This is a genomic window from Pseudomonas sp. S2_A02, from assembly GCF_054668495.1.
In genome coordinates, this window is sequence record NZ_CP162776.1 from 4,974,585 (window position 1) to 5,001,211 (window position 26,627).

A 26,627-nucleotide genomic window follows, 5' to 3' on the forward strand; every position below is an offset into this window, starting at 1 on the left:
TGGATAAGTGCTTCGGCCGCGGAGGCTGGCGCGAGATGCGGTGATGCGTGTGACAGTCCGCCGCCGACCACAATGGAGTCGTAACGAGCGGTCATGGTCGGCTGCCCTCGGTGACGGCGGTGGCTTTGCTTTGCCTGGTGTAGGTCAGTACGAAATGCGCCACGAGTCCGAAGATCAGCCCCCAGAATGCAGCGGCCAGCCCCAGGAAACTCATGCCCGAGGCGGTGACCAGGAAGGTGATCAGCGCCGCTTCACGTTGCTTCTCGTCAGCCATGGCACCGGTCAGCCCGGCGCTGATCGCCCCGAACAGGGCCAGGCCGGCGAGTGAGGCAATCAGCTCTTTGGGCAAGGCAGAAAACACCGAAGCCAGGGTCGCGCCGAAGGTGCCCATCAGAATGTAAAACACCCCGCAGGCAATCCCGGCGATGTAGCGCTTGTCGCGATCTTCATGGGCTTCGCGGCCGGTGCAGATTGCGGCGGTGATGGCCGCGAGATTGAGACCATGGGAGCCGAATGGCGCCATCAAGATTGAACCGATGGCCGTGACCGAAATAATCGAGCGCGCCGGGGTGTTGTAGCCCGAGGTGCGCATCACCGCCATGCCCGGCACGTATTGCCCGGTCAGGGTGACCAGGGCCAGCGGCAGGCCGATATTGATGATCGCGTGCCAACTCCACTGCGGGGCAATGAAGATCGGATGGGCGACATCGATGCTGATGGATCCGCTGTTGAGTTCACCGAACGAGGCCGCCACGGCGCAGCCGACAATCAATACCGACAGAATGGCGTAGCGCGGTGAAAAGCGTTTGAAGATCAGGTACGCCGAGATCATCGACAGCACCAGCGCCGGCTGCAGCTTGATCGAGGTGAAGAGTTCGGCGCCGAAACGAAACAGAATGCCGGCGAGCATGGCGGCGGCGATGGCTTTGGGCAGGCGGCTCATCAGTTTGTCGAACGCGCCGGACAGGCCGACCACCGCGATAATCACCGAAGCCACCACATAGGCGCCGATAGCCTGGGGCAGGGAAACCGTGGGCAACATCGACACCAGCAACGCTGCGCCCGGTGTTGACCAAGCCGTAATCACCGGAACCCGCAGACGCCAGCTCAACAACAGGCCGGTCACGCCGCTGCCGATGGAAATGGCCCAGATCCAGGACGACACCTGATCATCGGGCAAGTGCGCTTCCCGAGCCGCCTGAAACACGATGATCAGCGGGCCGGCATAGGAAATGATCACGGCGATGAAGCCTGCGATGATCGCTGACAGGGATAGATCCTTTCTGAGTGTGTCCATGATGTCTCGACTTGGCGTGGCTGGCACGTGGTGATTCAGGCGTGGGATTGAGTCGATTGATTCGATTCGGGATGAGTGTATTTGAATGAATTGAGTTGATTCAATAGCGCGAGGGGCTGTGACGAGATGTTTTTTGGCTGATCGTGTTTGTTTGTCAGCTTTTTTTAAGTTAACTATTTGATTATTAAGAAAATAATATTTCGTGTTGAGAATTTTGTACGAAAAGTGCTGCTCGATTCAATCACCACATCAATCGACTCAATTTGTCGATTGGATCGATTTATAAGTTGCCTAACTTCCCTGTGATATGCTCGGATATTCATCATTTCTACGATGGGCAGCGATCATTCATGTGGGTTCCTCAGCTAAACGAGTTCGGCCAGCCGATGTATTTGTCGATTGCCGACGCGTTGGCGCGCGATATCAGCAATGGCGTGTTGAACGAAGGTGATCGTCTGCCGACCTTGCGGGAACTGGCCACTACGCTGAATGTCACGCCGGGTACCATCAGCCGGGCCTATAGCGAAGCCCAACGGCGGCGTCTGGTGCAGGGGGAAGTGGGGCGTGGCACCTATGTGCTCAACCAGAAGCAACTGGAGTTGCCGGCCAGCAACAATGCCGCCCCGCTGAATCTGGGGCAGTCCGAATTATTGGATCTTTCGATCATCAAGCCTTACAGCGAAACCCTGGAATACTGGTTGCGCGACGCATTGGTGGGCATGGCCAAGAGCACGGATTTTGCCCGTGCCCTCGATTACGCCCCCGATGGTGGGCATCCGGCTCATCGCGAGGCAGGTGCGCAGTGGCTGCGCCATTCATTGCCTGATGCGCAATGGCAGCAAGTGGTGATCACCGCCGGCGCGCAGCATGGTTTGATGGTCGCGATGAGTGCGCTGACCAATGCCGGTGATCTGGTGCTCTGCGAGGCGCTTTGTTACCCCGGCATCATTTCCCTGGCCCATGGTCTGGAACGACGTCTGCGTGGCGTGCCAATGGACGATGAAGGCATCATTCCCGAAGCGCTGCGCGAACTGTGCCAACGTGAGAAACCGGCGATGCTGGTCTGTGTGGCGACCTGCCAGAACCCGACGGCCGCGATCATGTCGCAAAAGCGTCGGGCGCAAATCGCGGCGTTGGCCGAAGAGTTCGACTTCATCATCCTGGACGATGACATCTACGGTTTTCTGGCCACCGACCCGTCGATCAAACCGCTGTCGGCGTTCGCGCCGGATCGTTCGGTGTACCTGACCAGTCTGTCGAAGTCGATCATGCCGGCCTTGCGGATCGGCTATCTCTATAGCCCGCCGAAACTGTTGTCGCGCCTGACCTCGATGGTGCGCAGCAGCGTCTGGATGCCGTCGCCGTTGACCGCCCAGTTGGCCAGCAACGTGATCACCGAGGGGTTGGATAAAAAGCTGATCCGTATTCAGCGCAACGAAGCCGCCGGGCGGCAGGCGATCGCTCAGGAAATATTCGCCAATTTCGAACTCAAGACCCAGCCGTACTCCTACCACCTCTGGTTGACGCTGCCCGAGCCTTGGACCAGCGACGAATTCACCATGCTGGCCCGTGCCAATGGCGTGTTGGTCCTCAGTGGTACCCAGTTCCAGGCCGAACGTAACGCAATGACCCGCTGCGTGCGTTTGGTATTGATGTCGCCCACCAGTCAGGACGAATTGAGATTTGCCCTGACCAAGCTGGCCAGCCTGATCGATTCGGACCCGCGACGTTACTACTGAGCCGACGGCGCTATCGCCTGACGTTTGTCCTCAGAGGCTGTCCAACTCGCCTACAGTTAATTCAGCCTCTGACGAATGCCTTTGTCCGGGGCCCTTCCACTGCACGAAGGCCTCCGCTAAGGTGCGCGGCTTCCATCCTTTCATCGCTCGAAGGCCCGGCATGACCGAACAGAACACCAACCCGCTGCATGGCGTGACGCTGGAACAGATCCTCAACGCCCTGGTTGAGCATTACGAATGGTCGGGGCTGGCCGAGCGTATCGATATTCGCTGCTTCAAGAGTGACCCGAGCATCAAGTCGAGCCTGACGTTCCTGCGCAAAACCCCATGGGCGCGGGAGAAGGTCGAACGCCTGTACGTGAAGTTGATGCGCACCAAGCGACCGGTCTGAGCATGGTCATACCCTCGACGCCAGGTTCTGCCGCGAGGCGTCGTTGTGTTGCCGTGGCTGCGGTTTTGGGCTGGGTGGGTTTGAGCATTCAGATGTACCTGATTCTCTACTCACGCTGGAGTATTGCGGCCAGTCTGCTGGGTGGGCTGGTGAGTTTTTTCAGCTTTTTCACCGTGCTGACCAACACGCTGGTGGCAGTGGTACTGACCTGTGAACTGACGTCCCGCGAGTCTGCGGCGCGGCGCTGGTTTTTGCAGCCGTGGGTGAGTAGCGCGATTGCAGTGAGCATCGCCGTGGTCGGTGTGGCGTACAGCCTGTTGTTGCGTCACTTGTGGCACCCCGAAGGCTGGCAATGGCTGGCCGATGAGCTGATGCATGACGTCATGCCGCTGCTGTTTCTGGTTTATTGGTGGTTCTGTGTACCCAAAGGTACATTGCGGCTGCGGCACATTGCGCTGTGGGTGATCTATCCGCTGGTGTACTTCGGCTATGCGTTATGGCGCGGGCATTTGCTGGCGGTTTATCCGTATCCGTTCATTGATGTGGACAAGCTGGGTTATCTACAGGTGTTCATCAATGCCGGCGGGTTGTTGGTGGGGTTTGTGCTGATTGCGCTGCTGGTGATTGGATTGGATCGGTGGCGCACAGGTCGGAAGTGAACTGTGGCGAGGGGCAAGCTCCCTCGCCACAAAAAGCATGCAATCACAGTGTTGCGGTCATTCCTCGTCACTGTTATCCAGTCGCCAGTAACCGACAGCTTTCACAAACTGCTCGTTCAGGCCATGCTCATCAAGCAATACCCGGCGGATCTGTCGTGACACTTTGGACTCGGTCGCCACCCACGCATACAGATTGCCATCGGGCACCTTGATCTGTTGCACGGTGGTCAGCAGGTTATTCCTGCCACCTTCACGCAGTACCCAGATCACATCGACCTGGGCTGCGCTTTCCAGGCGTTGTTGTTCGGCGCCGTTTTCCACTTCCACAATCACCAGTGCACGCCGATTGGCGGCCAGGCCTTCAAGACGGCGGGCGATGGCGGGCAGGGCGGTTTCGTCGCCGATCAGCAAATAGTTGTCGAAGATGTCTGGCACGATCATCGAGCCCCGCGGCCCGCCGATGTGCAGGAACTGGCCGGGTTTGGCCTGCTCGGCCCAGGTCGAGGCAGGGCCATCGCCGTGCAGCACGAAGTCGATGTCCAGCTCCAGCGTGTCCAGGTCGTAACGACGCGGCGTGTAATCGCGCATCGCGGGCATCGGCCCGTTGTCCTTGCCGGCACCGAGTACCAGGGTTTCCAGCGCCGCGTGTTCCGCAGCGTTTTGCGGGAACAGCAGTTTGACGTGGTCGTCCGTTCCGAGGCTGACGAAGCCAGCCAGCTCTGGGCCACCCAGGGTAATCCTGCGCATACGCGGGGTCAGGTCGACCACTCGCAGTACTTCCAGACGACGGCGCTTGATCTCGTGGCTGACACGGTGAATGGATTGGGATGGCACGATAACGTCGGTCATTCGGCGTTCTCCTGAACGGGTTGAACGGCGGGGCCGTCAACGATGGCTTTGGCCGTATTGTTGAGCAGATCACGTACCCGCAGAATTTCTTCCGGGCTCCAGCGACCATGGTGCATTTGCAAGGCATGGCGCAGGTTGTGCACCGCTTCGTGAATTTCGGCGGGGCGGTCATGGCCGCGCAACGAGCGCTTGCTGACTTCGATACGCATGCGCACGCCGTCCAGGGCAATCGCTTGTTCACTTAAAGACAGACGTCCGGCGTCGGTGATGCTGTAGCGTTTTTTCCCGCCCTCGGCATCGCCCAGAATCATTTCGCTTTCTTCAAGGAAGGTCAGGGTCGGGTAGATCACGCCGGGACTGGGGCTGTAGGCGCCGTCGAACATGCTTTCGATCTGGCGGATCAGGTCATAGCCATGGCACGGCTGTTCGGCGATCAGCGCCAGCAACAGCAATTTCAGGTCGCCGGGGGCGAACACCCGTGGCCCGCGTCCACCGCGCTCGCGGCCGGGTCCTGGGCGTTTTTCGAAGCCGTCGCGGCCATCGCCGTGTTCGCGGTGGGGGGGAATGATGGTCTCTCATTTCTGCTTACTCTCGTCGTGTTTAGATACAACTTAAGATATATCTTATGCCTTGATCAAGGCGCTTTCCGTGGGGGGCGCATTTATCCCGACGAGCGGTGGCATACCGCAGCCCCTGTGGGAGCGAGCCTGCTCGCGATAGCAGCGGATCAGCCAACATTGACGCTGAATATGTCGCCGTCTCGCGAGCAGGCTCGCTCTCACAAGTTTTGCACCTTAACTGACTGACATTGATCACCTGCCTCTCTTTCCTGCGAATGCCCAGCCAGTGAAGAATCTTGAAGTTATTACTCTAAAATTTTTTGGTCATATATTTCAAAAGTCTTAAAAGTCCCGTGTTAAACGGCTGGAACTGCTGTCTGGTTTTTTCAATAAAACTGTATGTAGGTCGTAACTTACAGTCACTATTTTATATTTTGATTTTTGCAGTTTTTTCCTTCTGGTCATGAGGTCGTTGAACTACAAGCTCATGGGAAGTTGCCTGCTTACTTTCCAGATCGATAAGTCGATCATGCCCCGGCGTTGAAAGCGCACGGCCACCGGACTTTACGGCTATGAGCTGTCTGAACTTTCAATGAACCGAACCTTTAAAAGAAAACAGGTACTGAATGATGTTCAAGAAACTTGCAATCGCTGCCCCTCTGGCTGTTCTGGCTCTTCAATCCTCCATGGCTTTCGCCGCGGGCGAGGCTGCTCACTCGATCAATCTCATCGCTCACGTGCCAACCAATGGCTTCTATGTGGTGCCAACCGACCCTGATCTGGTCAACAAGGATCAGGACATGAGCTTCCGGCCAGCCACTGGCAAGATGGGAGAAGTCAATGGTTTCTTCGACGTGCGCAACAATAACGGCTCGGTTCACGCCAGTCTGGAAAGTGCACCTAAATTGATCTCCGGTGGTCAGTCGATTGATTTGAAAGTCGAGTTCAATAACAAGGAGCTGACGCTCACTCCACAACTGGTCGTGGGTGAAGCCGAATCTGATGCTAATTACCGCGCACCGCTGAAGATCTCTGCCAAGGGGACTAACTTCCAGCCGGGCGACTACACCGGTGTGGTCGCAATGACCTTCGACGCCGTTGTTCCGGTCGTTACGCCTTGATCGAGCTTCAAGGCAACAAACGCTAACTGCTCAAGTGGCGTTAACCGGCGGACAAGCCACCCGGCCTGTCCGCCGGATTCCAACCCGTTCGTAACCAGAGTAAGAGTTCATGTTCCCGATGACACCCATCGCGGCTGCGCTTGCGCTGTTGTTTTGTGCCAGTGCAGCGGCGGCTCCCGTTTCTTCCGCCGGTACAACACCGCGAAGTCTGTTGGCTCAGGCCAAAGGTCTGCCGGCAGATTTCGAGGAGCATTTTTTTGATGTGCCTCTGGCTGTTCGGGTAGAACTCGATCAGCAACCGCTGGGGGAAGCCATGGTGGTGTTGTCTCGCGATGATCGCATTACCTTGCTTGAATTTACCGACACCAGCGAAAACCGCTTCGGCCCCGCCGAGCGGGAAAAGTGGGCAAGTTATCTCAAGCCAGGCGTGCCGCTGGGCACGTGCACCGGTTCGTGTCCGGATCAGGTACTGGCCGTGCATTACAACCTGGAAAACTCCCTCGTCTCGATCCTCACCGAAAACGCTGAGCGCGACGTCGAGGCCAAGCGTTATTACGAGCAGCCTGATGGCGGCAGCAGCGGTCTGATGGTGCGCAACCAGCTCAATCTCAACGGTGGCCAGCAACAGGATCTGGGCGGACGCTTCGGTCTTGAAGCCAGCGCCAGCCTGGGAAACTGGAGCCAGACATTCAACATGCAGCTGGCCCGTCTTGGCGGTCCGGATGACAAGCTTTATCACGCGGTCCATGAGCTTTACACCCAACGCGAATTGCAAGGCAGCTTCTTTCGTCTGGGCTATTTCACCCCCAATTCCGAAGGACTGACCCGCCAGCCGCGCACGTTCGGCACCAGTCCAGATACGGCTGTCGGCGTCATGTATGGCAGCTCCGACAGCCTGGCGATCAACAGTCCGATGCCCAGCGTCTATCCGATCTACGTCACGGCCAATCGCCAGGGCTCGGTGGAAATCTACCGCGACGGTCTGTTGATCAATACCCAGTCGGTGCCCGCCGGTTTGCAGACCCTCGACACCCGACCGCTGCCGGGGGGTATCTATGAAGTCGAAGTGCGCCTGATCGAGGATGGACAGATCACCTCGAGCACTCAAGAGTTGGTGTACAAGCCCAACAACTGGCGCAACCTCGACGAGCGCTGGCGCTACAACCTGTTTGCCGGGGAAGAAAGCAAACTGTTGAGCAACTGGGATCAGCAATCCAGCGGCAGCGCCACGGCCGGGGCCTCGGTCAACTACCTGGCGCATCCACGGGTCATTCTGGGGCTGTCGGCGCGCCAGGTTCGCGAAAAACTGCAATACGGCAGTTCCGTCGACTGGACCCTGGCCAATCACCTCAGCCTGTACGCCAACGTCTACCAGACACAGGACCACGGCACCGGTCTGGACTTGCAAAGCCTCTATAACTATGGCGCCGGCAGCGTGGTGATCAGCCACAACCGCAGCTGGCTGGACACCACCAATCTTTACGAAACCCTGCCGGATGGCACCCGGGTGCGCCAGCGCAATGTGTTCGTCGGTGAGACCAGCAACTCCTCGCTGGCACTCAACCATCGGCTTAGCAGCAAAAGTACGATCAATGCCCGGGTGTCCCACAGCGAGGGCAACGTCGAAGGTGTCGGCCTCGATCTGGGCTGGAACCAGCGCACTAACCTGTTTGGCAGCGATGGCAACTGGCGGCTGTCGCTGTTCGATCGGCCGGGCAGTTTCAGCAGTGGTAACGACCGCAATCGCGGCGTCGACTTGAGCGTCAACCTGGCACTCGGTGCGCCTGGACAGCAGATCACCGGCAGCATCGGTTCACGCACGGCCCGGGACGGCGGTCGCGACAACAACGCCTCCATTGGCTGGCGCAAAGACCTGAAAGATCACGTGCTGCAAAACGTCTCGGTGACGGCGCTCACCGATACTTACGGCGTCGGCGTTTCCAGCCTCGCCAACTTTCGTACCGACGCGATCAATGGTGATGGCTTCGTTCAACGTTCATCCTACAACGGCAATTTTACCGGCGGCCTCAACCTGGACAGTACCCTGGTCCTCGGCGGCCAGCAGATGGTGTTGACCAGCCAACATGAGATGCGCGGCGCCGGGTTGATTGTCGATGTGGAGTCGGACATCGATGACATTGCCCTGCGTGCCGACGATTACAGCGGCGGCAGCGCGGCGCTGAAGCCGGGACGCAACTTCATCCCGATCACCGCGTACCAGAACAGCTCGGTGAGTTTCGATTTTGAAGGCAACCATGTGCCGGCGGCCACCATCGAACCGGCCCGCACCCGTTATCACCTGAACAAGGGTGGGGTCGAGTACCGCAAGGTGCGGGTGATGAAAACCCTGACCGTGCTGGGCCGGCTGGTCGATTCGCAAGGGCAGCCGCTCAAGGGTCACCATGTGATCAACCACGCCAGTCGTGGCGTGACGGAGGTCGATGGTTTCTTCTCGATGGAAATGAACGCCGGTTCGCCGACGCTGGAAGTGCGTCAGGGCAACCAGTTGCTGTGCCAGTTCCGTCTTGAGGCCGACCGGCATCGCAGTGAAAACAACGTGCTAATGATCGGTGACCTGCGGTGTACGCCGGACACTTTGGCCGATATCACCTTCACCGAGCAGAAGGCGGGTTGAGGATGAAAAGGTCTATACGTTCACTGGGGGGCCTGACGGTGTTGCTGCTGTTGAGCCTGGCAGGTGAACCGGTATCGGGCGCAACCATGGATATCCGCGCGGTGTTCCGCCCCGACCCGGCAAACCCGATGCACAACGAATTTATCAACATGACGCCCGTCACCGGGCATTGCGCGAATCAACCTGCGTTCTGCAAGGAGAGAGAACTGTTTTCTCTGCTGACACCGATCGGCTTTCGGTCTGTCGGTGCGATCGAGGCCGGGCACAACGACCCGCGCAGGGCCCCGATGTTTCGGGTTCCGGGGGACTGGCGAAGGCTTAGTGTGCGGCATGCCGACACGCAGGAAGAGGCCGAGGTCGAAGTGCGGATCGTCTCGATCGGAGGCCGCTACATTCTTTCCGATACGGCGGAAAACCTGGTGGGCGAAGGTGAGCCCACGACATGGCCCGGCTGGCATATACGCCTGTTGGGCGACTGGACCTGGGCACCGCCATCGCCGTGCAGAAGTACCGGAGGCATGTATGCGTGGCCAGACGCCAGAACGTTCTTCTGGCTGACGTCCGGAACGAGCGTGTGTGCCGCCCGGGCCAATTATCGCATCCCGGGCTTTACCTATGAGCAGGTGCAGATTGGCTACGAACTGCGTACACCCAACCCGCTGAAAATGTCTTCGGGCCAATACTACGGCGACCTGACCTACACCGTCGGGCCCGGAATGGATTTCGACATGGGGGACATCATGCAGCCGGACGACTCGGTATTGACGCTCAATTTCAACCTGGAGGTAGAGCACACCTTGAAGGTCGACCTGCCACCGGGTGGAAACAAAGTGGCGCTGGAGCCAGAAGGCGGCTGGAATCGCTGGATCGAAAGCGGTCGCAAGCCAACGAGGATCTACCGCGATCAACTCTTCCACCTATCAGCGTCTTCGCGCTTCAGCGTGATGATGCAGTGCGATTCGCTGGGCGGTACTCGCTGTTATTTGCGCAGTGAAAACGGCGACAGCACACAGGTCGAGACACGGCTAAGTCTGCCCGTAGGCATCAACGGCCCCGGTGGTGGGGCGGTCAATCAGACCCCGTTGTTGAATAACGTGTGGGTAGGCCCGTTTCAGCCTGGTCACTATCTGGATCGCAAGCCAGGTTCGCTGCGTTTCGAGATGCCGCGGGACGCGATCGACTTTCTGATACGCCCCGGCTTCAGCGGCACGCTCAGGGGCAGTATCACCATTATCTGGGATTCGGAAGTGTGAACCTCCGCAACCCTCCATTTTCGAATTTTGTGAGATTGAAAACATGACACGTCTGTTTTTGCTGTCGATGCTCTGTGTGTTTTGCGTGGCGGCTAACGCCGGGCCGCAAATCAATGTCGGCACTGTTTATGACTATCTGGATGGCGACAAAAGTACTTACCTGAAGCGGGTCTTCAACAGCGGTGACAGCACCGCTTTCGTCAAGGTCAACGTATTGGAGATCGAGTATGACGCTGACGGTACATCTCGGGAAATCCCGATCGAGACCTCCGCTGACAAGGCGTCGCGCAATGGCCTGATGGCCAGCCCCGCGCGGCTGATCGTGCCGGCGCAGGGTATGCAGGGCACTCGCCTGCTGTACATGGGTGAACGTGACCGCGAACGTTATTTCCGCGTGCGTTTCGTGCCGGTGGTGCCGGAAAAGGAGGACGAATTCGTGGTCAGCGGCGAAGAGCGCGAAGACTACAAAAAGACCCTGAGCGCCGGCGTCAACGTCATGACCGGGTTCGGCACGATCTTCTTCGTGCGACCCAAAGACGCCCGTTTCGAAACGGCCATCACTGAAACCGACAGCCGTTACGAACTGCGCAACAACGGCAACTCGGTACTCGTCATCGATGAATTCAAAAACTGTTCATTGAGCAAGGAGAGCGATTGTGGAGCCACCACTAAACACCATGTTCTGGCGGGTAAATCATTCGGCTTCGACAAGGAAAAGGGCCGTGAATACCGTTTCAAGTTGCTCGAAGGCGAACGTAAACAGGACTTGAAGGTAGTTAGCCGCTAACGGCTGCTTCCATGGGCGGGGTAGGTAATGAATATGAGCAAGCAAGGCGCCGTCGTCGTACTGATGGCAATCACTGGACTGATGAGCGCCATGAGTTGGGCCGCTCGCGAAGAGCATACGTTCGAAGTGTCGCTGACGGTTCCGAGTCGGGCTTTCTACATCATTCCGTCCGAACCGGACTGGATTCATCGGCCGCAGCCACTGCTCTGGAGCTACCCCACATCAACCTTGGGCAGTCTGCGCAAGGATTTCGATGTGCGCCACGACACCAGCGCGATTGAAGCGCGCCTGGAAAGTACGCCCTACCTGTCGAATGGCAGGCCGGACGACGACATCGCACTGCGGGTCAGGTTCAACGGCGTTGAACTGAGTTCTGTCATGCGCCAGGTCGTGTCTCGGGAAGAAGCCGCGGCGGGCAAGCGGGTGGCGCTGGAGATCGACCCGGTGAAGCCAGTCGGCGGATATCGCGCGGGTGATTACGCCGGCAACGTCTTGCTGCTGTTCAACGCCAGAGTGCCGGGAGAATGAAGCGCCCAGTATCGAATCTATCGGGAATGACACGAATGGAATGTTTGAAAAAATTGACCGGTAAATTGGCGTTGCTGATGACGCTGTGCGTGCCCTCGGCAGAGGCGGCGAACCAGGAGATCCGCGCGTTGTTCAGGCCGGATCCTGCGCAACCGAACAGGAACATGTTCATCAACACGACGCCCAACAGCGGATATTGCGCGATTCATCCAACCGAATGCGCGGGCCAAAAGATGTTCAGCATCCAGGTGCCGATTCGTTTCAACTCCACTCGCCCCATCTCTCCCGGCCTCTCGGGTGTAGGGGTGAAAGCGCCTGCCGATTGGCGGCAGCTGACCGTCACCAATCGCGATACCCAGGAAACGGAAACCGTCGAAATACGCATCACTGGCATGGGTTCAAGATATTCACTGAGTCATTCAGCCGCCAGTCTGGTGGGGGTGACAGACATACTTGAAGGTCACCAAAAGCTTTGGATCGGTGGCATCGGCGGCAGCTGGGATTACGCAGCCCCGCCTTGTCTGTACAGCGCTGTAGGAAGCTACAGCGATAAGTCCTATAGTTTTTTCTGGAAGACGCCAGTGCAAGCGGCGTGTACCAAGGTACCCGCGTTCCAAATTCCAGCCATGGTGTTCGAGTACTTCGATTTTGCCTATGAGCTGCGCACGCCCAATCCTATGGGCATGTCGACCGGGCTTTACACCGGGTCGCTGGCGTATTCCGTCGGGCGGGGTGGAGACTTCGATATGGGGCAAGCGATGGTGCCGGACCAAACTTCGCTGGACCTCGATTTCGTACTGGATGTTCAGCACACGCTCAAGGTAGACCTGCCACCGGGTGGGAACAAGGTCGCGCTGCAGCCCGAAGGCGGCTGGCAACCCTGGATCGAGAGCGGTCGCAAGCCGACCCGTATCTACGCCGACCAACTGTTTTACATCTCGGCTTCGTCGATGTTCAGAGTCACGTTGCGTTGCATTAAAGCGGACGTGCTCGCATGCGCTCTTCGGAGTCCGAACGGTGAAAGCGCTGTCGTAAACGTAATACTCACCCTGCCCAACGGGATCGAGCTCAACAATGTGCCGGTCAAGGAGTTTTATCTGCAGGTCGACGTTCCGCGCGGACCTTTTCAGCCTAAGCATTATGTGGATCGAAAAGGCGGGACACTGCGTTTCGAGATGACCCAGGCCTCCATCGACTCGTTGTTCCGCCCTGGATTCAGTGACACGTTCAGCGGCAACATCACCGTTATCTGGGATTCGGTTGTGATGTAACGCTCGGTAAAAAGCCAGGCTCCTGAAGACAAGGCAACACCAGGACTACAGGAGCCGGTTACTCGTTTACAGCGCGTGTTTGTCCAGCAGCATTCGGGTTAAGGTTCGTCCCAATTGCAGTTTCTCATCAGCCAGCGTGTTGAGGCTTTCCAAATAGGCCTGCTCATTGATTTCGCCAGCTTCCCTGCGTTGTTCGAGAAGTCGCAACTTCTCATCGAACGCCCGATCATCTGAACGGAATCTCAGGTCATGGGTCTCGCGCAGGTACCGGTCCCAGAACGGCTGCTCGAGCATGGCGTCAAGCAAGCCGTCCCCTTCCTCCAGCGCCAACACGGTGGTGTAGGCCTGTTCGATGGCGTTGTCGCTCACGGCGGCGATCTGCCGGTAAAGCATGTCCTCGGATTGCCAGGGCAAACCAAGGCGCAATGCCAGGCGGGTTTGATACGCCAGGTAAATTTCCACTTCTTCGGCCCTGCTCGGGCGTGAAAGTGCATCGGCCCGGGCGATGTCGTTGACCCGTTGCAAACGCGCGGCGCCCTTGCTCAATTTCACCAGCCGGGCTTCCAGTTCGGCGGCGTAGGTCGAATACGCATACGCCTGTGAGGCGAGCGCCTGCACGCCCATGTTGTTGAAAACTTCGGAGCTGGCATCGGCACACGTGGTGGGTTGCTCGGCGGTCTGGAACAGTTTTTCGCGCAGTGGCGTATCCAGATCCACCGCATCGATCAGTTCCCAGACGCGACGGGACAAGGCTTTGCGCGTAGCTCCACCGGCTCTGAAATCGGCCGAATGGGTCAGGCTATCGATGATTCTGAAGAAGCCTTCGCTGTTCGGCTCATTCATGAGATCGTCCCAGGCCTGCGCCCTGTAAGTCCCCAGGCCAGGCGAGTTCGCACCCCAAAGCGAGGAGTCATCATCGACCGGCCATTTGGCGCGCGCATTGGCGGCCAGAGGGGCATAGGTGTTCTGGCGCGGCAAGCCCGATGAATCGCGGTACTGGAACAGGATCTGGCGCTGGATATCGTGCAAGGAGTCGATGTCCAGCCGCGCGCGCGCCACTAGAAGTGCGTGCCTTGATCCGTTGACGACAGTGGGGACGGTCTTGATCGGGTTATCCCGCAGATCAAGAAAAAACCCCGTTGGACGATGTTTACTCACCAGTCCGTCTGGCCAGGTATCGATCCCGGTGTTTGAAAGGTTGAGCACTTTCAGGCGTGGCATGCGCTCGACATTGGGCGGCTGGCCCAGTGGGTTGTTGTCGAGCCGCAAGGTTTGCAGGCGTGTCAGAGGCTTCAATTGCTCGACCGCCTTGGTGTTCAGCGCAATATGATTGTGGCTCAGCCGTAGGGTTTCGAGCAGGTGCATGCTGGCCACATTGTCTGGCAAGCGGGTCAGCTGACAGCGACGTGCGCTCAGATGGCGTAGCCGGGAAAAATCTTTCAATAACCCCGTGGAGCCCGGCGAGATTTGCGTCCCATCCAGATTCAAGGTGCTGATCTGTTCAAGATAAGGGCGGATGTCTGGCAGCTTTTTCCACCAGGGCTCCAGGTTCATACTTTGTAATTCAGTGGACAAGTCCAGTGCATAACCCTTGTCGAAGTGAGTACTGCGCTCACCCAATACCCGAGCTTTTCGCTGTAAGCATTCCATCAGGCGATCAGCGATAAAAATGACTTCCTTGGGCGGAAGGCGCGTGTTATCGGGCTCGAACGGCGTGTGCTTTACCTTCCATGCGTCAAGGATGTTTTGCAGTTCTATGAGTCGTTGTTTTTGATTTTTTATCCACTGAAAAGGATCGATGCCGGGAGGCATGGAACGGACAAGATTATCGACTTCGTATTCGCTCAGGTGTGGATGCAGATTTTTCACCGCGTGCTCAACGGTGACGGGCTCTTTGGAAAATATGGGGCCGCGCAACAGCAGGCTCGTTTCCAGCTCCGCCACCGGACGAATGGAGGGCTCCAGCAAGAGCGTGCGGCGTTCGGCCGGTGGCCGGGACTTGACCATTATCCATTGCTTGAACGCTTGCCCCTGGGCGAGTTTATAGCCCAAGGACCGGCGAGCCTGCTTGGGCATGGCGCGCAGGAGTGCTTCATAAAAATCGACAGCATCGGAAAGCTTGCGATGGTGGCCATCAACAACCTCATAACGGCCATGTTCGTCGCGTAACAGCATTCGAATATTGAGCGCATCGTCAGGACCGACACTGCACCGCAAAGGACCGTCGGCGGTGCCGTCACGTATTTCCAGGCGCAGATCGCGCAAGATCCCACTGTTCAAACGCAGCGCGTTAAGCGCCAGGCGCTCGGTGTCGGCGGTCATTCGTTCGTTCTGGTAGAAGCCTTCACAGGCCCGTGTCGCGCGGGTTTCAAAAGCGCACTCACGGGTGCGGCTCTTGAGGTCCAGCGGCAGGCGCTGCTGCTCGGCAACGATACGCAGATCGTCTGGCCTGGCATTAGCGACAAGGCGTTCGGCGATGATCGTCGGCAGTTCAGGGTATTGGCGCTGCAAGACTTGAATGCGTCGATCGATACTGTGTTCGCGAAAGCGATAGGTGTAATCGGCGATAGCGGTCTTGCGCCCTTCGACCCGCTCGGCCAAGCGATCCCGCAGGCGCTGTACCTTCGCTTGCCTGGACAATCCCGGTCCGACCAGCGCCTCCAGCTGTCGCTCATCGAGAAACCTGACGATCCGCTCCGGCAATCTGCCCGCCATCACTTCCGCCAGCCCGATCTCCAGTGTCCGCTCTGGCCGGGCATTGGCGTTGCCATACAGACGGGATGCGCCGAGCAAGTCGGATCGTTCATACACCCTCAAGGCATGGTCGGACGGCCAGCCCGGCAGTTCGGTGATCAGTTGCTCGAACCAGTGTGATGACGGGTCTATCGGGCTTCCCGAACGAATCTGCATGGCCGTGGCCGCAACATCTTCCATCGCCTTGAAGCGGTTCACCGTGTCTTCCAGCAACAGGGGGGGCTCAGCGTTTTCGACGTGCATGCGCCGCAGTGCGTCTTCTTCGGTGCCGCTGATCAAGCGGATATTTTCCAGTTGCCGTGAGCTCAAGCCATCGGTCATGTGCCCCAGCCGTTGCATCAGCTTCGGGCCCTCCCAGGTCAACGGGTTTTCCCCTTCATGACGCCAGGCGCCGCGACCGTTATGGGTCAGTTTCGGTGCATAGGCTTCGGGACGGATAGGGTGTTCAAGTCGATACTGTGCGGTTTTCGGATCTTTGCGAGTTACATAGTGGCGACCTTCCAAAGGCAGAATATCCCGACCTTGATGGCGATGCAGGCCCAGCCGGTCGGGCCTGGAATCGGTTGGCAGCGACAGCTCTGGATGGGCGTAGGGCTCGATGTCCGGGTGCCACAAGCGGGTTTCACCGGTGGGCAAGCTCAACGGTTGCAGGCTATCGACCCATGCAGAAGTCTTGAGCCGGAATGCGTCGGCGATGCTCGCCCCGGCGGCAAACGCGGCCAGTTGAACCACGTCCGTCACGACCCCCACAATGTGATCCGCTGCTTCTGCCCATAGTCCTTCGGCCAAGTCCACAGCGCCTTCAATAACATCATTGGTCAATTGAAACGCCGTGTAGGCCAGCATCAGTTCACCCAGCCCTGGAACGAACGGCGTGGCAATCAACAGCGCGACATTGAAAATATCGGAGACTATTTTTTTGAAGTTGTCCCACCAGGCCCACCGCGCCTTGCGATCGGTATCGGCGGTCGACACGGCGATGTCCCGCGCGTCATTGAGAATCTTGTTCAGTTTATTTTGATAAAGGTGTACCCAGAGTTCGCCCGTGATCGGCGCAATGTCGACACTCAATCGCGGGTTATCGATCGGTACATCCCGCCAGCTTGGGCCGGGATCGAACGTTTCCTTTCGATGCCATTTGACCTCGAACAGACGTTGTTGCAGCCCGCCGAAGAAATGCCCGCGTTGCGAATGGTCGATGAACCGGCTGAAGAACTGACGGTACGTCATCCCGGTGGAAGCGATAAGCGCGTCGTCGCGCAACTGCCGCGTCAGTTCATCCATGAACGCGACGGTCGAGGGGTATTGCTTGAGTGGGTGTTGTGGATCCTGCGGCACATAAGCGATCACTGGCATCACCTCGTGCGATTGCGCCAGGTTCGCAGTGATCAGCACGATCCCGGTCAAGGGGATGTCGAGAATGGACAGGTCGGCAAATTGCACCGGCTTGCCTTTCCAGGTGGTGTTGCGCTGGCCCTCCAGCATTTCAATGACCATGTCGCGGGCATCGGCGTCGATATCGCCTGCCATCGTTGCCTGCTCCACGGCGGCTCTGAAAGCGGCTTTCTCGCTGTCAACGATATGGCTTTGGAGCCAATACTTTGCGAGGCGATCACGAGGCAATAACTGTTCTTCCAGGTATCGGGTGTAGCGGGCGCCGATGTCCAGCTCACGGCACAACGCCTGGAACCTTGCAATGGAGAGCTTGTGTTTGATGGGCAAGACAACGAACTGACCACGCTGATCGGGCTGACTGATGAAGTCCGAATCCGGTTCGCAGGTTTCGCCAAGCGCGAAGTTGTGCAGTGCGGCGTCGATCAGCGAAACAGTACGGGTGACGACACCCCCGGACGTATCGATGACATACCAAGGGCGTTCTTTGGGAAGATAAAGGTGCAAATACGTTTTTGTAATGTCGACATCAATATCCAGTTTCTTCAGCGCATCGGTGAGTAGGGGCTCGGCAAATTCGTAAACGTTTTGCAATACGTCGAGAAACCGATCCGCCTTGTTACGGGAAGACCAGAGTTCGAGGCTGGCTTTTTGTAATCGGGATTGATCGAGTGCGGAGGCTGTCTTGATCCAGGGCGCGGGCGCTTTTTCGGCGCGGCCCAGTTCCCGGATATTTCGCAATGAAGCGCGTTGGAAAACCGGATGGATCCGGCTTTTGATCAATTCGTAGTGGCGACCTTTAGTGTCGGAGGTCGCTCGTTCAGACATACGTCCATGTAAGTCAGGCATGCTTTGATAAAACCTTGAGCGTTAATGGGAGTCACCAGCCTAACGCCCAAGGCCCAAAGTAAAAGCCGCAATTCCTGTTGCTTGATCAGCGCTTGCACCGCTAATGCATTGGAATAATCCATGCCGAAAATAATTAATTACCACCTGTGCAACGTAATCGTTCTGTTAACGCCGCGCGACTTCAGTCGGCAAGCAACCTGTTTTGCTGCCGGGTTGCAGGTACGGCATGAGAATCGGTGCCATGCCTTTGAGCACCTGTACCGGCAACGCCGAGGTGAACTTGAAGGCTTCGGCCGTGCGCCCGGGCACGAATGCGGTCAAGGTGCCGAAGTGTGAATCGCCAATGTAGAAGACAAACGTCGCCGTCCGGTTGATGGATTTGGAGCTTAGAATCCGTCCGCCTGAACCGATGGCTTCAATGCGGTTGTCCCCAGTGCCCGTTTTGCCGCCCATGGCCAATGGTTTGCCATCCGGCGTTACAAAACTGCCGGACACCCGTTTGGCCGTACCGGCATCCACCACTTGCGACAAGGCTTCGCGCATGGCCGTGGCGACTTCGGATGGCATGACCCGTTTGCCGACGTCCGGGTCGTTGATCAATTTGGTTTCATACGGTGTGTTGGCCGCGAAGTGCAAGCTGTCGATACGCAGCGTCGGCATGCGCACACCGTCGTTGAGGATGGTGCCGATCAGTTCCGCCAATGCAGCCGGACGGTCGCCGGAACTGCCAATGGCGGTGGCCAGCGAGGGCACCAGGTGATCGAACGGATAGCCGACTTTCTGCCAGCGCTGGTGAATGTCGAGGAACGCCTCGATCTCCAGCATGGTGCGGATGCGGCTGTCGCGGGCGCCCTTGTGGCGGCTCTTGAACAGCCAGCTATAGACTTCCTGACGCTCGTACTGGCTGGCTTTGACGATCTGGCTGAACTTGGCGTCGGGGTTACTCAGCAGGTAGCCGATCAACCACAGATCCAGCGGGTGGACCTTGGCGATGAAGCCTTGGTCCGGCAAATCGTAGCTTCCGGGACCGTAGCTCAGGTAGAGGCGTTCGAGGCGTTCGTCGGTCAGTTTTTCATTGAGTTTGGCGCCTTTGAGGTGCGAGCGTACGAAGGTGTTGAAGCTTTCCTGGTCGGCCTGGGGGAATAGATAACGATGCACGGCAGCCATGCGAATCGGGGTCGGGCGCATGCCGTCGAGAAAGGTTTCGAGCCGCGCCTGGGTGTCTTTGTTGCGGTATTTCTTCCAGAACTTCAGCAGAAACGAGGTGCCTTCTTTGTCGGCGAATGAGGCCAGGTATTCCTGGCGCCGAGGGTCGCGATCGTCCTTGAGCAATTCGGCGCTGCTGTTTGGGCCGGAATAGGTGGTGTAGCGCACCAGGTCACGCATCAGCCGAATGAACGGCAGGTTGATCGACTCACGAATGGCATCGCGCAGGGTTGGCAGGCGGCCGTTGTCTTCCTTGCGGAAGTTAACGAAGGTGTGCAGCCCGCCGCCGGTGAAAAAGGCCTCGCCGGGGCTGGCGGAGTATTTGCGATCCAGCGCGGCGCCGAGCATTTTCGGCAGGTCGCGGTCGTTGTTCTGAATCAGGTAATCGACGGCCCAACGGCTCAGACGGTCCTGGTCGGGGACGTCGACTTTCTTCAGTTCAGGGATGGTCATCGTCCCGTATTTATCATGCAGCTCGGCGATGATCTGCAGGTAGGTGGTGAGCACGCGCATTTTTGCGGTGGAGCCCAGTTCGAGCTTGCTGCCTTCATTGATGTCGAACGGCTGGTCAGTGCTGTCGGTCTGCACCCGTACTCGCGAGCCGTCCGGGGTCAGTTCAAACAGAGTGAAGCTGTAGCGCACCTGTGTGGTGCTAGTGGGGGTGAGCAGACGTTCGCCAATCAGGCCGATTTCCGCTGCATAGGTTGGGTCGGCCAGATGTTTGAGGTACGCGGTGGCCTGGGTTTGCAGTTCGCCTTGCAGCGTGCTGGTAGCGGACAGGTCGAGGCGGTCGAGGTCATACAGCGGACGGTTGAGCAAACCGGCCAGACGGCTGCGCGCCACGCTGATGCCCTTGTTGGTTTCGATTGGCTGAATGGTGGGTTGGGTGGCCCAGTCGCGGTAAGTCACTTGGCTGGCCAATGCCGCCGCCGCGAGTGGCGCATCAATCACGCCATTTTGTGCCAGCAGGCGAATATGGCTATCGGTGAGGCTGGCCAGTTCATCACGGCCCTTGGTCAAATAATGAGAAGGGCGACGCTGAGCGATCATGAGTGACAACATTTCACGTAGGGCCAAGCCTTTTTCCGACAGGCTTTTCGGATCCGTATCGGGGCTGGCCAGACGTTCATTGGCCTTGTTGAAATCGGCGCCATACCAGACCCGCAAGCCTTCGGCCATTCCATGCACTTCACCGTGGCCCGGTACCGCCGACAGCGGAACACTATTGAGGTAGTCACGAACTACATTTTGCCGGGCCTGGAGGGTCTCCGGCCCCGCTTGGTAGGCCCGCACGCTGGCGGAAATCATTTGCCGGATCTTTTCCGCGCCCGACATCGTCAAGCCATCAGGCGAGTGTCGATATTTCTCCAGCTGCGTTGCCAGCGTACTGCCACCCGCCGACTGACCGGGCAGACGCAACAACTTGGCCACCTGGGACCACGCTGCCATACCGAATCGTGGCCAGTCCACGGCAGGGTTGGCCAAAGGCTGGTGGGGATCGAGCAAAAAGCGGTTTTCGATGAACAGCAAACTGCTGACCACCAGCGGAGGGATTGTCGCAAAGCTTGAATAGAGTTGTTGTGGGTATTTGAACTGGTACAGCGGTGCCGCGCGGCAATCGGTGATCGACAGCCCGGCCTGGATTTTCTCTGCATAGGGCACGAAAAAGCCCTTGTCGCTGTACTTCATCAGCGCCGGGGAAAAGCGGGTTTGTGCCGACACCACGTAATCGCGTTTGAGCAGGCGCGGTAGAAATTCATCCAGAGCGCTGTAACCCAAGCGCTGATCGAACGGGCCTGCGCCAGGATAGCGAATAGCATCGCTGGGGCCGGGTTGCAGCTCGTACTTCAGCGAGGTGGCATATTTGCTGATTTCCCGCGCCTGAAACTTGGAGGTGCGCATTTCCTTGGCCGCGGCGAGGCCCAGGACAATCAGGATAATCAGCAGCAACAACCAGAACGCCCCCCAGCCGTGTCGGGAACGACGGGGTTTCTCAGGTAAAGGCGCTTCATCCACACGTTCAGTCGGAACCACAGTTTTACTCGAATCGGTTTGCCACAAAGCGCCCATAGTCGACTGATCCATTCACGCAGATTGATCGGACTTGTTTGAAGCTTAGACGGTGGTTGGCGTTGGTGAAAAAATTGTGAATAACCAAATATCGGGTATGCACTATTCCTGGTGACTGGTGACTGGTGACTGGTGACTGGTGACTGGTGACTGGTGACTGGTGACCTATGGTCTGTGGTCTGTGGTCTGTGGCGAGGGAGCTTGCTCCCGCTGGGCTGCGAAGCAGCCCAACCCTGACCATCGCGGTTTGTCTGATAAATACCATTCGCCGGTTCTGCGACTGCTTCGCAGCCGAGCGGGAGCAAGCTCCCTCGCCACAAAGGTTGTGTCGCAGTTCAAAGCCAGCAGGCATCCCAGAGTGGGTAATCGCCAATTTTCTTGACCAATCCTGCCCGTAACGGATTGGCAACAATGTAACGAGCAAAAGGCAGAAGCTCTTCGCTATCGCGTATTGCCCGATCGTGATAGCCGGTCTGCCAGAAAGCCCCTTCATTGTTTGAGGCTCGGTTGATGGTGAGGGTGCTGCGGGATTTGGTGGCTTGCATGAGTTGCGCCAGGGAGTGTTGTTCGAGTTGTACCAACCAATGGAAGTGATCTGGCATGACGACCCAAGCTATTGAGTTGATCCACTTTTGGTCGTGGGCTCGCTTGAACTCGGCGACCAACAGGCGCCCCAACCGCCAATCAGTGAATATTCGGCGGCGTTGATGCACAACCGCAGTGATGAGATAGGCTCGACCCTCTTCTGAACAGCGTCCATGGCGTAGCAAATGGGAATTGGGATGTGGATGCATTCCTTGCGTCCTTTTGTAGTGATCCTCATTTGACCTTAGCTCCCTCTTTACATAGCTGAAGCTGCAACTTCTGACTGAAATTTCCGAGATCCCTGAAGGATCCAGGCGCTTTTGTGGCGAGGGAGCTTGCTCCCGCTGGGCTGCGAAGCGGCCCCAATCCCTGCAATCGTGATCTGTCAGGTAAAACCGGTGTGTTGGGTTTGCGACTGCTACGCAGCCGAGCGGGAGCAAGCTCCCCTCGCCACAGAAGTGGTATCGTCTGAAAGGGCCGAGCTAGACGCATCAAAGAGGTAAATGCTGCCTAGGTAGGGGCATGACGATGCACCATTGCTGTGCAATACTCGGCGCCGTTTCAGTGGCGAATAATCCTACATAAGTCAGGTAATGCCCCTCCGTAAACCGCGCTTTTGCCGAGAGTTATGGCTGAATGTTGTGGTTTATAGAGTGAAAAACCCTGCCGGAAGATTTTTATACTGCACGCCCGCTGATCTTGCAGGTTTTGGTCCTGCAAGACGTGTCTGCCCATGAAGCAGGCCCGGTTTCGCAGAAGCGCTGGCTTATCGGTCGGTGCTTCGACACTCGGTGGTCACATCCAATAACAAGACGAGGTTGTACCTATGCCAGTCGGCAATCACCTGCCTCACGGCGAGACCGCTCAGGGCGGCCCGCTTAAACGCGAACTCGGCGAACGGCATATTCGCTTGATGGCGCTCGGTGCCTGTATCGGCGTCGGCCTGTTCCTGGGTTCGGCCAAGGCCATCGAAATGGCCGGCCCGGCCATCATGCTCTCCTACATCATTGGCGGTCTGGCGATCCTGGTGATCATGCGCGCCCTCGGCGAGATGGCTGTGCACAACCCGGTCGCCGGTTCGTTCAGCCGTTATGCACAAGATTACCTCGGCCCATTGGCAGGCTTTCTGACCGGCTGGAACTACTGGTTCCTGTGGCTGGTGACCTGCGTCGCGGAAATCACCGCGGTGGCGGTGTACATGGGCGTCTGGTTCCCCGACGTGCCGCGCTGGATCTGGGCTCTCGCTGCGTTGATCAGCATGGGCTCAATCAACTTGATCGCAGTGAAAGCCTTCGGTGAGTTCGAGTTCTGGTTCGCCCTGATCAAGATCGTCACCATCATTGCGATGGTGGTCGGCGGCATTGGCGTGATCGCTTTTGGCTTCGGTAACGACGGCGTCGCCTTGGGGATTTCCAATCTCTGGGCCCATGGCGGCTTCATGCCCAATGGCGTGCAAGGCGTGTTGATGTCCCTGCAAATGGTGATGTTCGCCTACCTCGGCGTCGAGATGATCGGCCTGACTGCCGGTGAAGCCAAGAACCCGCAGAAGACCATTCCCAATGCGATCGGCTCGGTGTTCTGGCGGATTCTGCTGTTCTACGTCGGCGCCTTGTTCGTGATCCTGTCGATCTACCCGTGGAACGAAATCGGCACCCAGGGCAGCCCGTTTGTGATGACCTTCGAGCGTCTGGGCATCAAGACCGCTGCGGGCATCATCAACTTCGTGGTGATCACCGCTGCGCTGTCGTCCTGCAACGGCGGCATCTTCAGCACCGGGCGCATGCTTTACAGCCTGGCGCAGAATGGCCAGGCCCCGGCCGGTTTCGCCAAGACCTCGAACAACGGCGTGCCGCGTCGTGCGCTGCTGCTGTCGATCGGTGCCTTGCTGCTGGGCGTGCTGCTCAACTATCTGGTGCCTGAGAAAGTCTTCGTCTGGGTCACCGCGATTGCCACCTTCGGCGCGATCTGGACCTGGGTGATGATCCTGCTGGCCCAGCTCAAGTTCCGCAAAGGCCTGAGCGCCAGTGAACGTGCCGGCCTGAAATACCGCATGTGGCTGTACCCGGTCAGTTCTTACCTGGCACTGGCCTTTTTGGTGCTGGTGGTTGGCCTGATGGCGTACTTCCCGGACACTCGCGTGGCACTGTATGTCGGGCCTGCTTTCCTGGTGCTGCTGACAGTGTTGTTCTACGTGTTCAAGCTGCAACCGACCAATGTGTCGCAAGGTGCGGTGCGTTCGGCTTCTTGAGTCTGTAACGCCAGAAATACAAAAAGCCCCGGTCGAGATGACTGGGGCTTTTTATTGGTTGACGCGATCTTCTGTGGCGAGCGAGCTTTTGTGGTGATGGGCTTTTGTGGCGAGGGGGCTTGCCCCCTCGCCACAAAGCTCCCTCGCCATAATGGCTTGTCTAGACGACGGCGGTTTGAGCTGGTCGATTCAACCGCTTGTTGAAATCCAGCCAGGCCCCCAGCAACGCCATCAACCCGACTCCCAGCAGTGCACTGAATATCTGGATTGCCAGTGTGTTCCCGCCCAAGGCATTGAGCATGTCAGCCAACGGCGCCAGCAACACACCAAGGCAGAACACTTCCAACGAATAACTGCCCATGCGACAGCTTTGTTGCGCCAGCCAGTGTCGCGTCCAGCCCGTGCCCGGCAACAACCTGGCGGTGACGTAGGCAAGGGCGAGGAAGTGCAGCAGGCGCGCCGGTGAAAGGTTGGTCTTGCTGATCGGATAGAGCCATTCGCCGAGTCGTTGGGGCATGAAGGCGTCATGCCCGCTCGGCCACTTCCACGACACTGCGATCAGCCCGGTCACCATCAGATAGGTCAACGCGGCGATAAAAACCGGCTGCCGAGTCAGCTGCCGAGGTTGTTGCACCCGAGGCCTTTGCCCATGAATCGCCGCCGCGCCACCGAGAATAAACAGTAGCTGCCAGGCCATCGGATTGAAAAACCACACGCCACCGCCGGTGCCCGCCAGGTTCCACTGAAGCCATGGCGCCAGCAGGTACAAAACCACCGACAACCCCACCACGTATTCAGCCTTGCGCAGTAGCATCGGCAGCACCAGCGGCAGGCCGAGCAGCAACAAAATATACAGCGGCAGCGGGTCCATCAGGTTCGGCTTGAAGCGCAGCAACAACTCATCCATCAACGCCTGCTGCGGATTGCCGAGGAAATATTGCAAGCCCATTTCCTGCACCAGATCACGGGTTTCCACGTGGCTGTTGGCGAAGAATACGATGCCCATCAGCAGCGCCAGCAAAAAGATATGCACCACATAAAGCACCCAGGCGCGTCGCAGGATTTTCACCGTGGCGACCATGAAACCGTCGCGCCGGGCGATTTTGCCGTAGGCCAGCACGGCCGCGTACCCGGCCAGGAACACGAAAATCTCCGCCGCATCGCTGAAACCGAAATTGCGCACCGTGAACTGCGCGAGCGGGTTTTGCGGCACGTGATCCCAGAAGATGAAGATCAGCGCCAGGCCGCGAAAAAAGTCGATTCGGTGATCGCGTTCAAACGTCATGACAGCAGGCTCGTGAGCGGGGGCGGCGCGCAGGGTGGCGTGATTCGCGGGTAATTGCAAAAGGCTGGATATTACCGAATGTCTCAGCAGTCTATAGCGAACGAATTGAACCCATGCCCGTCGGTCTGCCGGGCAGTTCGCGCACCAGAACGCCCCCTGATGGGCGTCTGCCGAACATCTACACTTCGTTTTCAGGAGTGTGAAATGTGAAAGTTTCGCTGATTGTCCCGGTATTCAATGAAGAGCAGGCGATCAGTCTGTTCCATCAGGCGGTGCGTCGCGAATTGAAACTTGACCCGTGTGAGGTCGAGATCGTGTTCATCAACGATGGCAGTACCGACCGGACGGCTGAGCAAGCCAAGGCGCTGGCACAGGTCGATGAACAGGTATTGCTGATCAACTTTTCGCGCAACTTTGGCAAGGAGCCGGCGTTGTTTGCCGGGCTGGAATACGCCACCGGCGATGCGGTGATTCCCATGGACGTCGACCTGCAGGATCCGATCAGTGTCATCCCGCGGTTGATTACCGAGTGGCAAAAGGGTGCCGATGTGGTGCTCGCCAAACGCCGGAATCGTGACAGTGACAGTTATTTGAAACGCCACAGCGCATCGCTTTTCTATCATTTGCTGAACAGAATTTCTTACACACGGATCGAAGAAAACGTCGGGGATTTCCGGCTCATGGACCGCAAGGTGGTTAATGTGATTCGCGCGCTTCCCGAGCATCAGTTGTTCATGAAGGGCGTTCTGTCCTGGGCCGGGTTCACCACAGCGGTGGTCGAATACGAACGGGCCCGGCGAGTGGCAGGACGCAGCAAGTTCAATGGCTGGAAACTGTGGAACCTGGCACTGGAAGGCATTACCTCGTTCAGCACGGTGCCGTTGCGGTTGTGGACTTACATCGGTGGCGGCATTTCTATCTTCGCGGTGCTGTATGCGGTGTACATGGTGCTGGACAAGATTTTCTTCGGCAACAGCGTCCCCGGTTACCCCTCGCTGATGACGGCCATTCTGTTTCTCGGCGGCGTCCAATTGATTGGCATCGGCATCCTCGGTGAGTACGTCGGCCGCATCTACATCGAAGCCAAGCACCGGCCGCGTTATGTGGTCAAAGATGTCATTGGCGGCAAAGACCGGATCGGGCTTTAG

At 57.9% G+C, this 26,627-nt stretch carries 17 protein-coding genes and 1 pseudogene; 11 read left to right on the forward strand and 7 right to left on the reverse strand.

What is annotated here, in order from left to right:
• Window positions 1–91 precede the first annotated feature (91 nt).
• Entirely contained in the window at window positions 92–1,297 is a 1,206-nt protein-coding gene (locus AB4O41_RS22805; RefSeq protein WP_460144790.1) for a benzoate/H(+) symporter BenE family transporter, read from the reverse strand.
• A gap of 350 nt (window positions 1,298–1,647) precedes the next feature.
• Here AB4O41_RS22805 and AB4O41_RS22810 point away from each other — a divergent pair, with 350 nt between their 5' ends.
• The 3 genes from AB4O41_RS22810 (at window position 1,648) to AB4O41_RS22820 (ending at window position 4,086) form a co-directional block, all read left to right on the forward strand.
• Window positions 1,648–3,036, forward strand: coding sequence for an aminotransferase-like domain-containing protein (locus AB4O41_RS22810; RefSeq protein ID WP_460144791.1), 1,389 nt, complete (start codon window positions 1,648–1,650; stop codon window positions 3,034–3,036).
• 160 nt (window positions 3,037–3,196) lie between these two features.
• Complete coding sequence (locus AB4O41_RS22815) at window positions 3,197–3,427, forward strand: VF530 family protein (RefSeq protein WP_007941719.1); 231 nt, start codon at window positions 3,197–3,199, stop codon at window positions 3,425–3,427.
• A gap of 2 nt (window positions 3,428–3,429) precedes the next feature.
• Window positions 3,430–4,086 carry a Pr6Pr family membrane protein gene (locus AB4O41_RS22820; protein WP_460144792.1) on the forward strand — a complete coding sequence of 219 codons (657 nt, stop codon included), beginning with the start codon at window positions 3,430–3,432 and terminating at the stop codon, window positions 4,084–4,086.
• Between the two features lie 57 nt (window positions 4,087–4,143).
• On the opposite strand, the gene AB4O41_RS22825 is transcribed toward AB4O41_RS22820, so the two are convergent.
• On the reverse strand, window positions 4,144–4,935 hold the full coding sequence (locus AB4O41_RS22825; protein WP_460144793.1) for a siderophore-interacting protein: 792 nt from the start codon (window positions 4,933–4,935) through the stop codon (window positions 4,144–4,146).
• Window positions 4,932–5,514, reverse strand: a pseudogene (locus tag AB4O41_RS22830) (PadR family transcriptional regulator). The gene AB4O41_RS22825 and the pseudogene AB4O41_RS22830 overlap by 4 nt, the downstream one beginning before the upstream one ends.
• A 607-nt stretch (window positions 5,515–6,121) precedes the next feature.
• Here AB4O41_RS22830 and AB4O41_RS22835 point away from each other — a divergent pair.
• From AB4O41_RS22835 to AB4O41_RS22860, 6 genes are all read left to right on the forward strand, one after another.
• Entirely contained in the window at window positions 6,122–6,616 is a 495-nt protein-coding gene (locus AB4O41_RS22835; protein WP_460144794.1) for a CS1 type fimbrial major subunit, read from the forward strand.
• A gap of 109 nt (window positions 6,617–6,725) precedes the next feature.
• Window positions 6,726–9,251 (forward strand): CS1-pili formation C-terminal domain-containing protein, encoded by a 2,526-nt coding sequence (locus AB4O41_RS22840; protein ID WP_460144795.1) that lies wholly within the window; start codon window positions 6,726–6,728, stop codon window positions 9,249–9,251.
• Between the two features lie 2 nt (window positions 9,252–9,253).
• Window positions 9,254–10,504, forward strand: coding sequence for a hypothetical protein (locus AB4O41_RS22845; RefSeq protein WP_460144796.1), 1,251 nt, complete (start codon window positions 9,254–9,256; stop codon window positions 10,502–10,504).
• A 43-nt stretch (window positions 10,505–10,547) separates the two neighbouring features.
• Complete coding sequence (locus AB4O41_RS22850) at window positions 10,548–11,291, forward strand: molecular chaperone (RefSeq protein ID WP_460144797.1); 744 nt, start codon at window positions 10,548–10,550, stop codon at window positions 11,289–11,291.
• 33 nt (window positions 11,292–11,324) lie between these two features.
• A complete protein-coding gene (locus AB4O41_RS22855; protein WP_218430095.1) occupies window positions 11,325–11,819 on the forward strand; it encodes a CS1 type fimbrial major subunit in 495 nt (164 codons plus the stop codon).
• 35 nt (window positions 11,820–11,854) lie between these two features.
• Window positions 11,855–13,090 carry a hypothetical protein gene (locus AB4O41_RS22860; RefSeq protein ID WP_460144798.1) on the forward strand — a complete coding sequence of 412 codons (1,236 nt, stop codon included), beginning with the start codon at window positions 11,855–11,857 and terminating at the stop codon, window positions 13,088–13,090.
• A 66-nt stretch (window positions 13,091–13,156) separates the two neighbouring features.
• Here the strand turns inward: AB4O41_RS22860 and AB4O41_RS22865 are convergent, their stop codons facing one another.
• From AB4O41_RS22865 to AB4O41_RS22875, 3 genes are all read right to left on the reverse strand, one after another.
• Window positions 13,157–18,085 (reverse strand): NEL-type E3 ubiquitin ligase domain-containing protein, encoded by a 4,929-nt coding sequence (locus AB4O41_RS22865; RefSeq protein WP_460144799.1) that lies wholly within the window; start codon window positions 18,083–18,085, stop codon window positions 13,157–13,159.
• A 165-nt stretch (window positions 18,086–18,250) separates the two neighbouring features.
• Entirely contained in the window at window positions 18,251–21,361 is a 3,111-nt protein-coding gene (locus tag AB4O41_RS22870) for a transglycosylase domain-containing protein (RefSeq protein WP_460144800.1), read from the reverse strand.
• A gap of 335 nt (window positions 21,362–21,696) precedes the next feature.
• On the reverse strand, window positions 21,697–22,155 hold the full coding sequence (locus AB4O41_RS22875) for an REP-associated tyrosine transposase (RefSeq protein WP_460144801.1): 459 nt from the start codon (window positions 22,153–22,155) through the stop codon (window positions 21,697–21,699).
• Window positions 22,156–22,772: 617 nt separating this feature from the next.
• Here AB4O41_RS22875 and AB4O41_RS22880 point away from each other — a divergent pair.
• Window positions 22,773–24,194 carry an amino acid permease gene (locus AB4O41_RS22880; protein WP_217854363.1) on the forward strand — a complete coding sequence of 474 codons (1,422 nt, stop codon included), beginning with the start codon at window positions 22,773–22,775 and terminating at the stop codon, window positions 24,192–24,194.
• A 160-nt stretch (window positions 24,195–24,354) separates the two neighbouring features.
• Here AB4O41_RS22880 and AB4O41_RS22885 read toward each other — a convergent pair whose 3' ends face one another.
• Window positions 24,355–25,479, reverse strand: a complete 1,125-nt coding sequence (locus tag AB4O41_RS22885) for an OpgC domain-containing protein (RefSeq protein ID WP_460144802.1) — start codon at window positions 25,477–25,479, stop codon at window positions 24,355–24,357.
• Window positions 25,480–25,685: 206 nt separating this feature from the next.
• Here AB4O41_RS22885 and AB4O41_RS22890 point away from each other — a divergent pair, with 206 nt between their 5' ends.
• Window positions 25,686–26,627 (forward strand): glycosyltransferase family 2 protein, encoded by a 942-nt coding sequence (locus AB4O41_RS22890; protein ID WP_460144803.1) that lies wholly within the window; start codon window positions 25,686–25,688, stop codon window positions 26,625–26,627.

What these genes read in the sequence shown, in the direction of transcription:
- AB4O41_RS22805 (WP_460144790.1), bottom strand. Translation starts at nt 1,297, where the DNA reads ATGGACACACTCAGAAAGGATCTATCCCTGTCAGCGATCATCGCAGGC.
- AB4O41_RS22810 (WP_460144791.1), top strand. Translation starts at nt 1,648, where the DNA reads ATGTGGGTTCCTCAGCTAAACGAGTTCGGCCAGCCGATGTATTTGTCG.
- AB4O41_RS22815 (WP_007941719.1), top strand. Translation starts at nt 3,197, where the DNA reads ATGACCGAACAGAACACCAACCCGCTGCATGGCGTGACGCTGGAACAG.
- AB4O41_RS22820 (WP_460144792.1), top strand. Translation starts at nt 3,430, where the DNA reads ATGGTCATACCCTCGACGCCAGGTTCTGCCGCGAGGCGTCGTTGTGTT.
- AB4O41_RS22825 (WP_460144793.1), bottom strand. Translation starts at nt 4,935, where the DNA reads ATGACCGACGTTATCGTGCCATCCCAATCCATTCACCGTGTCAGCCAC.
- AB4O41_RS22835 (WP_460144794.1), top strand. Translation starts at nt 6,122, where the DNA reads ATGATGTTCAAGAAACTTGCAATCGCTGCCCCTCTGGCTGTTCTGGCT.
- AB4O41_RS22840 (WP_460144795.1), top strand. Translation starts at nt 6,726, where the DNA reads ATGTTCCCGATGACACCCATCGCGGCTGCGCTTGCGCTGTTGTTTTGT.
- AB4O41_RS22845 (WP_460144796.1), top strand. Translation starts at nt 9,254, where the DNA reads ATGAAAAGGTCTATACGTTCACTGGGGGGCCTGACGGTGTTGCTGCTG.
- AB4O41_RS22850 (WP_460144797.1), top strand. Translation starts at nt 10,548, where the DNA reads ATGACACGTCTGTTTTTGCTGTCGATGCTCTGTGTGTTTTGCGTGGCG.
- AB4O41_RS22855 (WP_218430095.1), top strand. Translation starts at nt 11,325, where the DNA reads ATGAGCAAGCAAGGCGCCGTCGTCGTACTGATGGCAATCACTGGACTG.
- AB4O41_RS22860 (WP_460144798.1), top strand. Translation starts at nt 11,855, where the DNA reads ATGGAATGTTTGAAAAAATTGACCGGTAAATTGGCGTTGCTGATGACG.
- AB4O41_RS22865 (WP_460144799.1), bottom strand. Translation starts at nt 18,085, where the DNA reads ATGCCTGACTTACATGGACGTATGTCTGAACGAGCGACCTCCGACACT.
- AB4O41_RS22870 (WP_460144800.1), bottom strand. Translation starts at nt 21,361, where the DNA reads ATGGGCGCTTTGTGGCAAACCGATTCGAGTAAAACTGTGGTTCCGACT.
- AB4O41_RS22875 (WP_460144801.1), bottom strand. Translation starts at nt 22,155, where the DNA reads ATGCATCCACATCCCAATTCCCATTTGCTACGCCATGGACGCTGTTCA.
- AB4O41_RS22880 (WP_217854363.1), top strand. Translation starts at nt 22,773, where the DNA reads ATGCCAGTCGGCAATCACCTGCCTCACGGCGAGACCGCTCAGGGCGGC.
- AB4O41_RS22885 (WP_460144802.1), bottom strand. Translation starts at nt 25,479, where the DNA reads ATGACGTTTGAACGCGATCACCGAATCGACTTTTTTCGCGGCCTGGCG.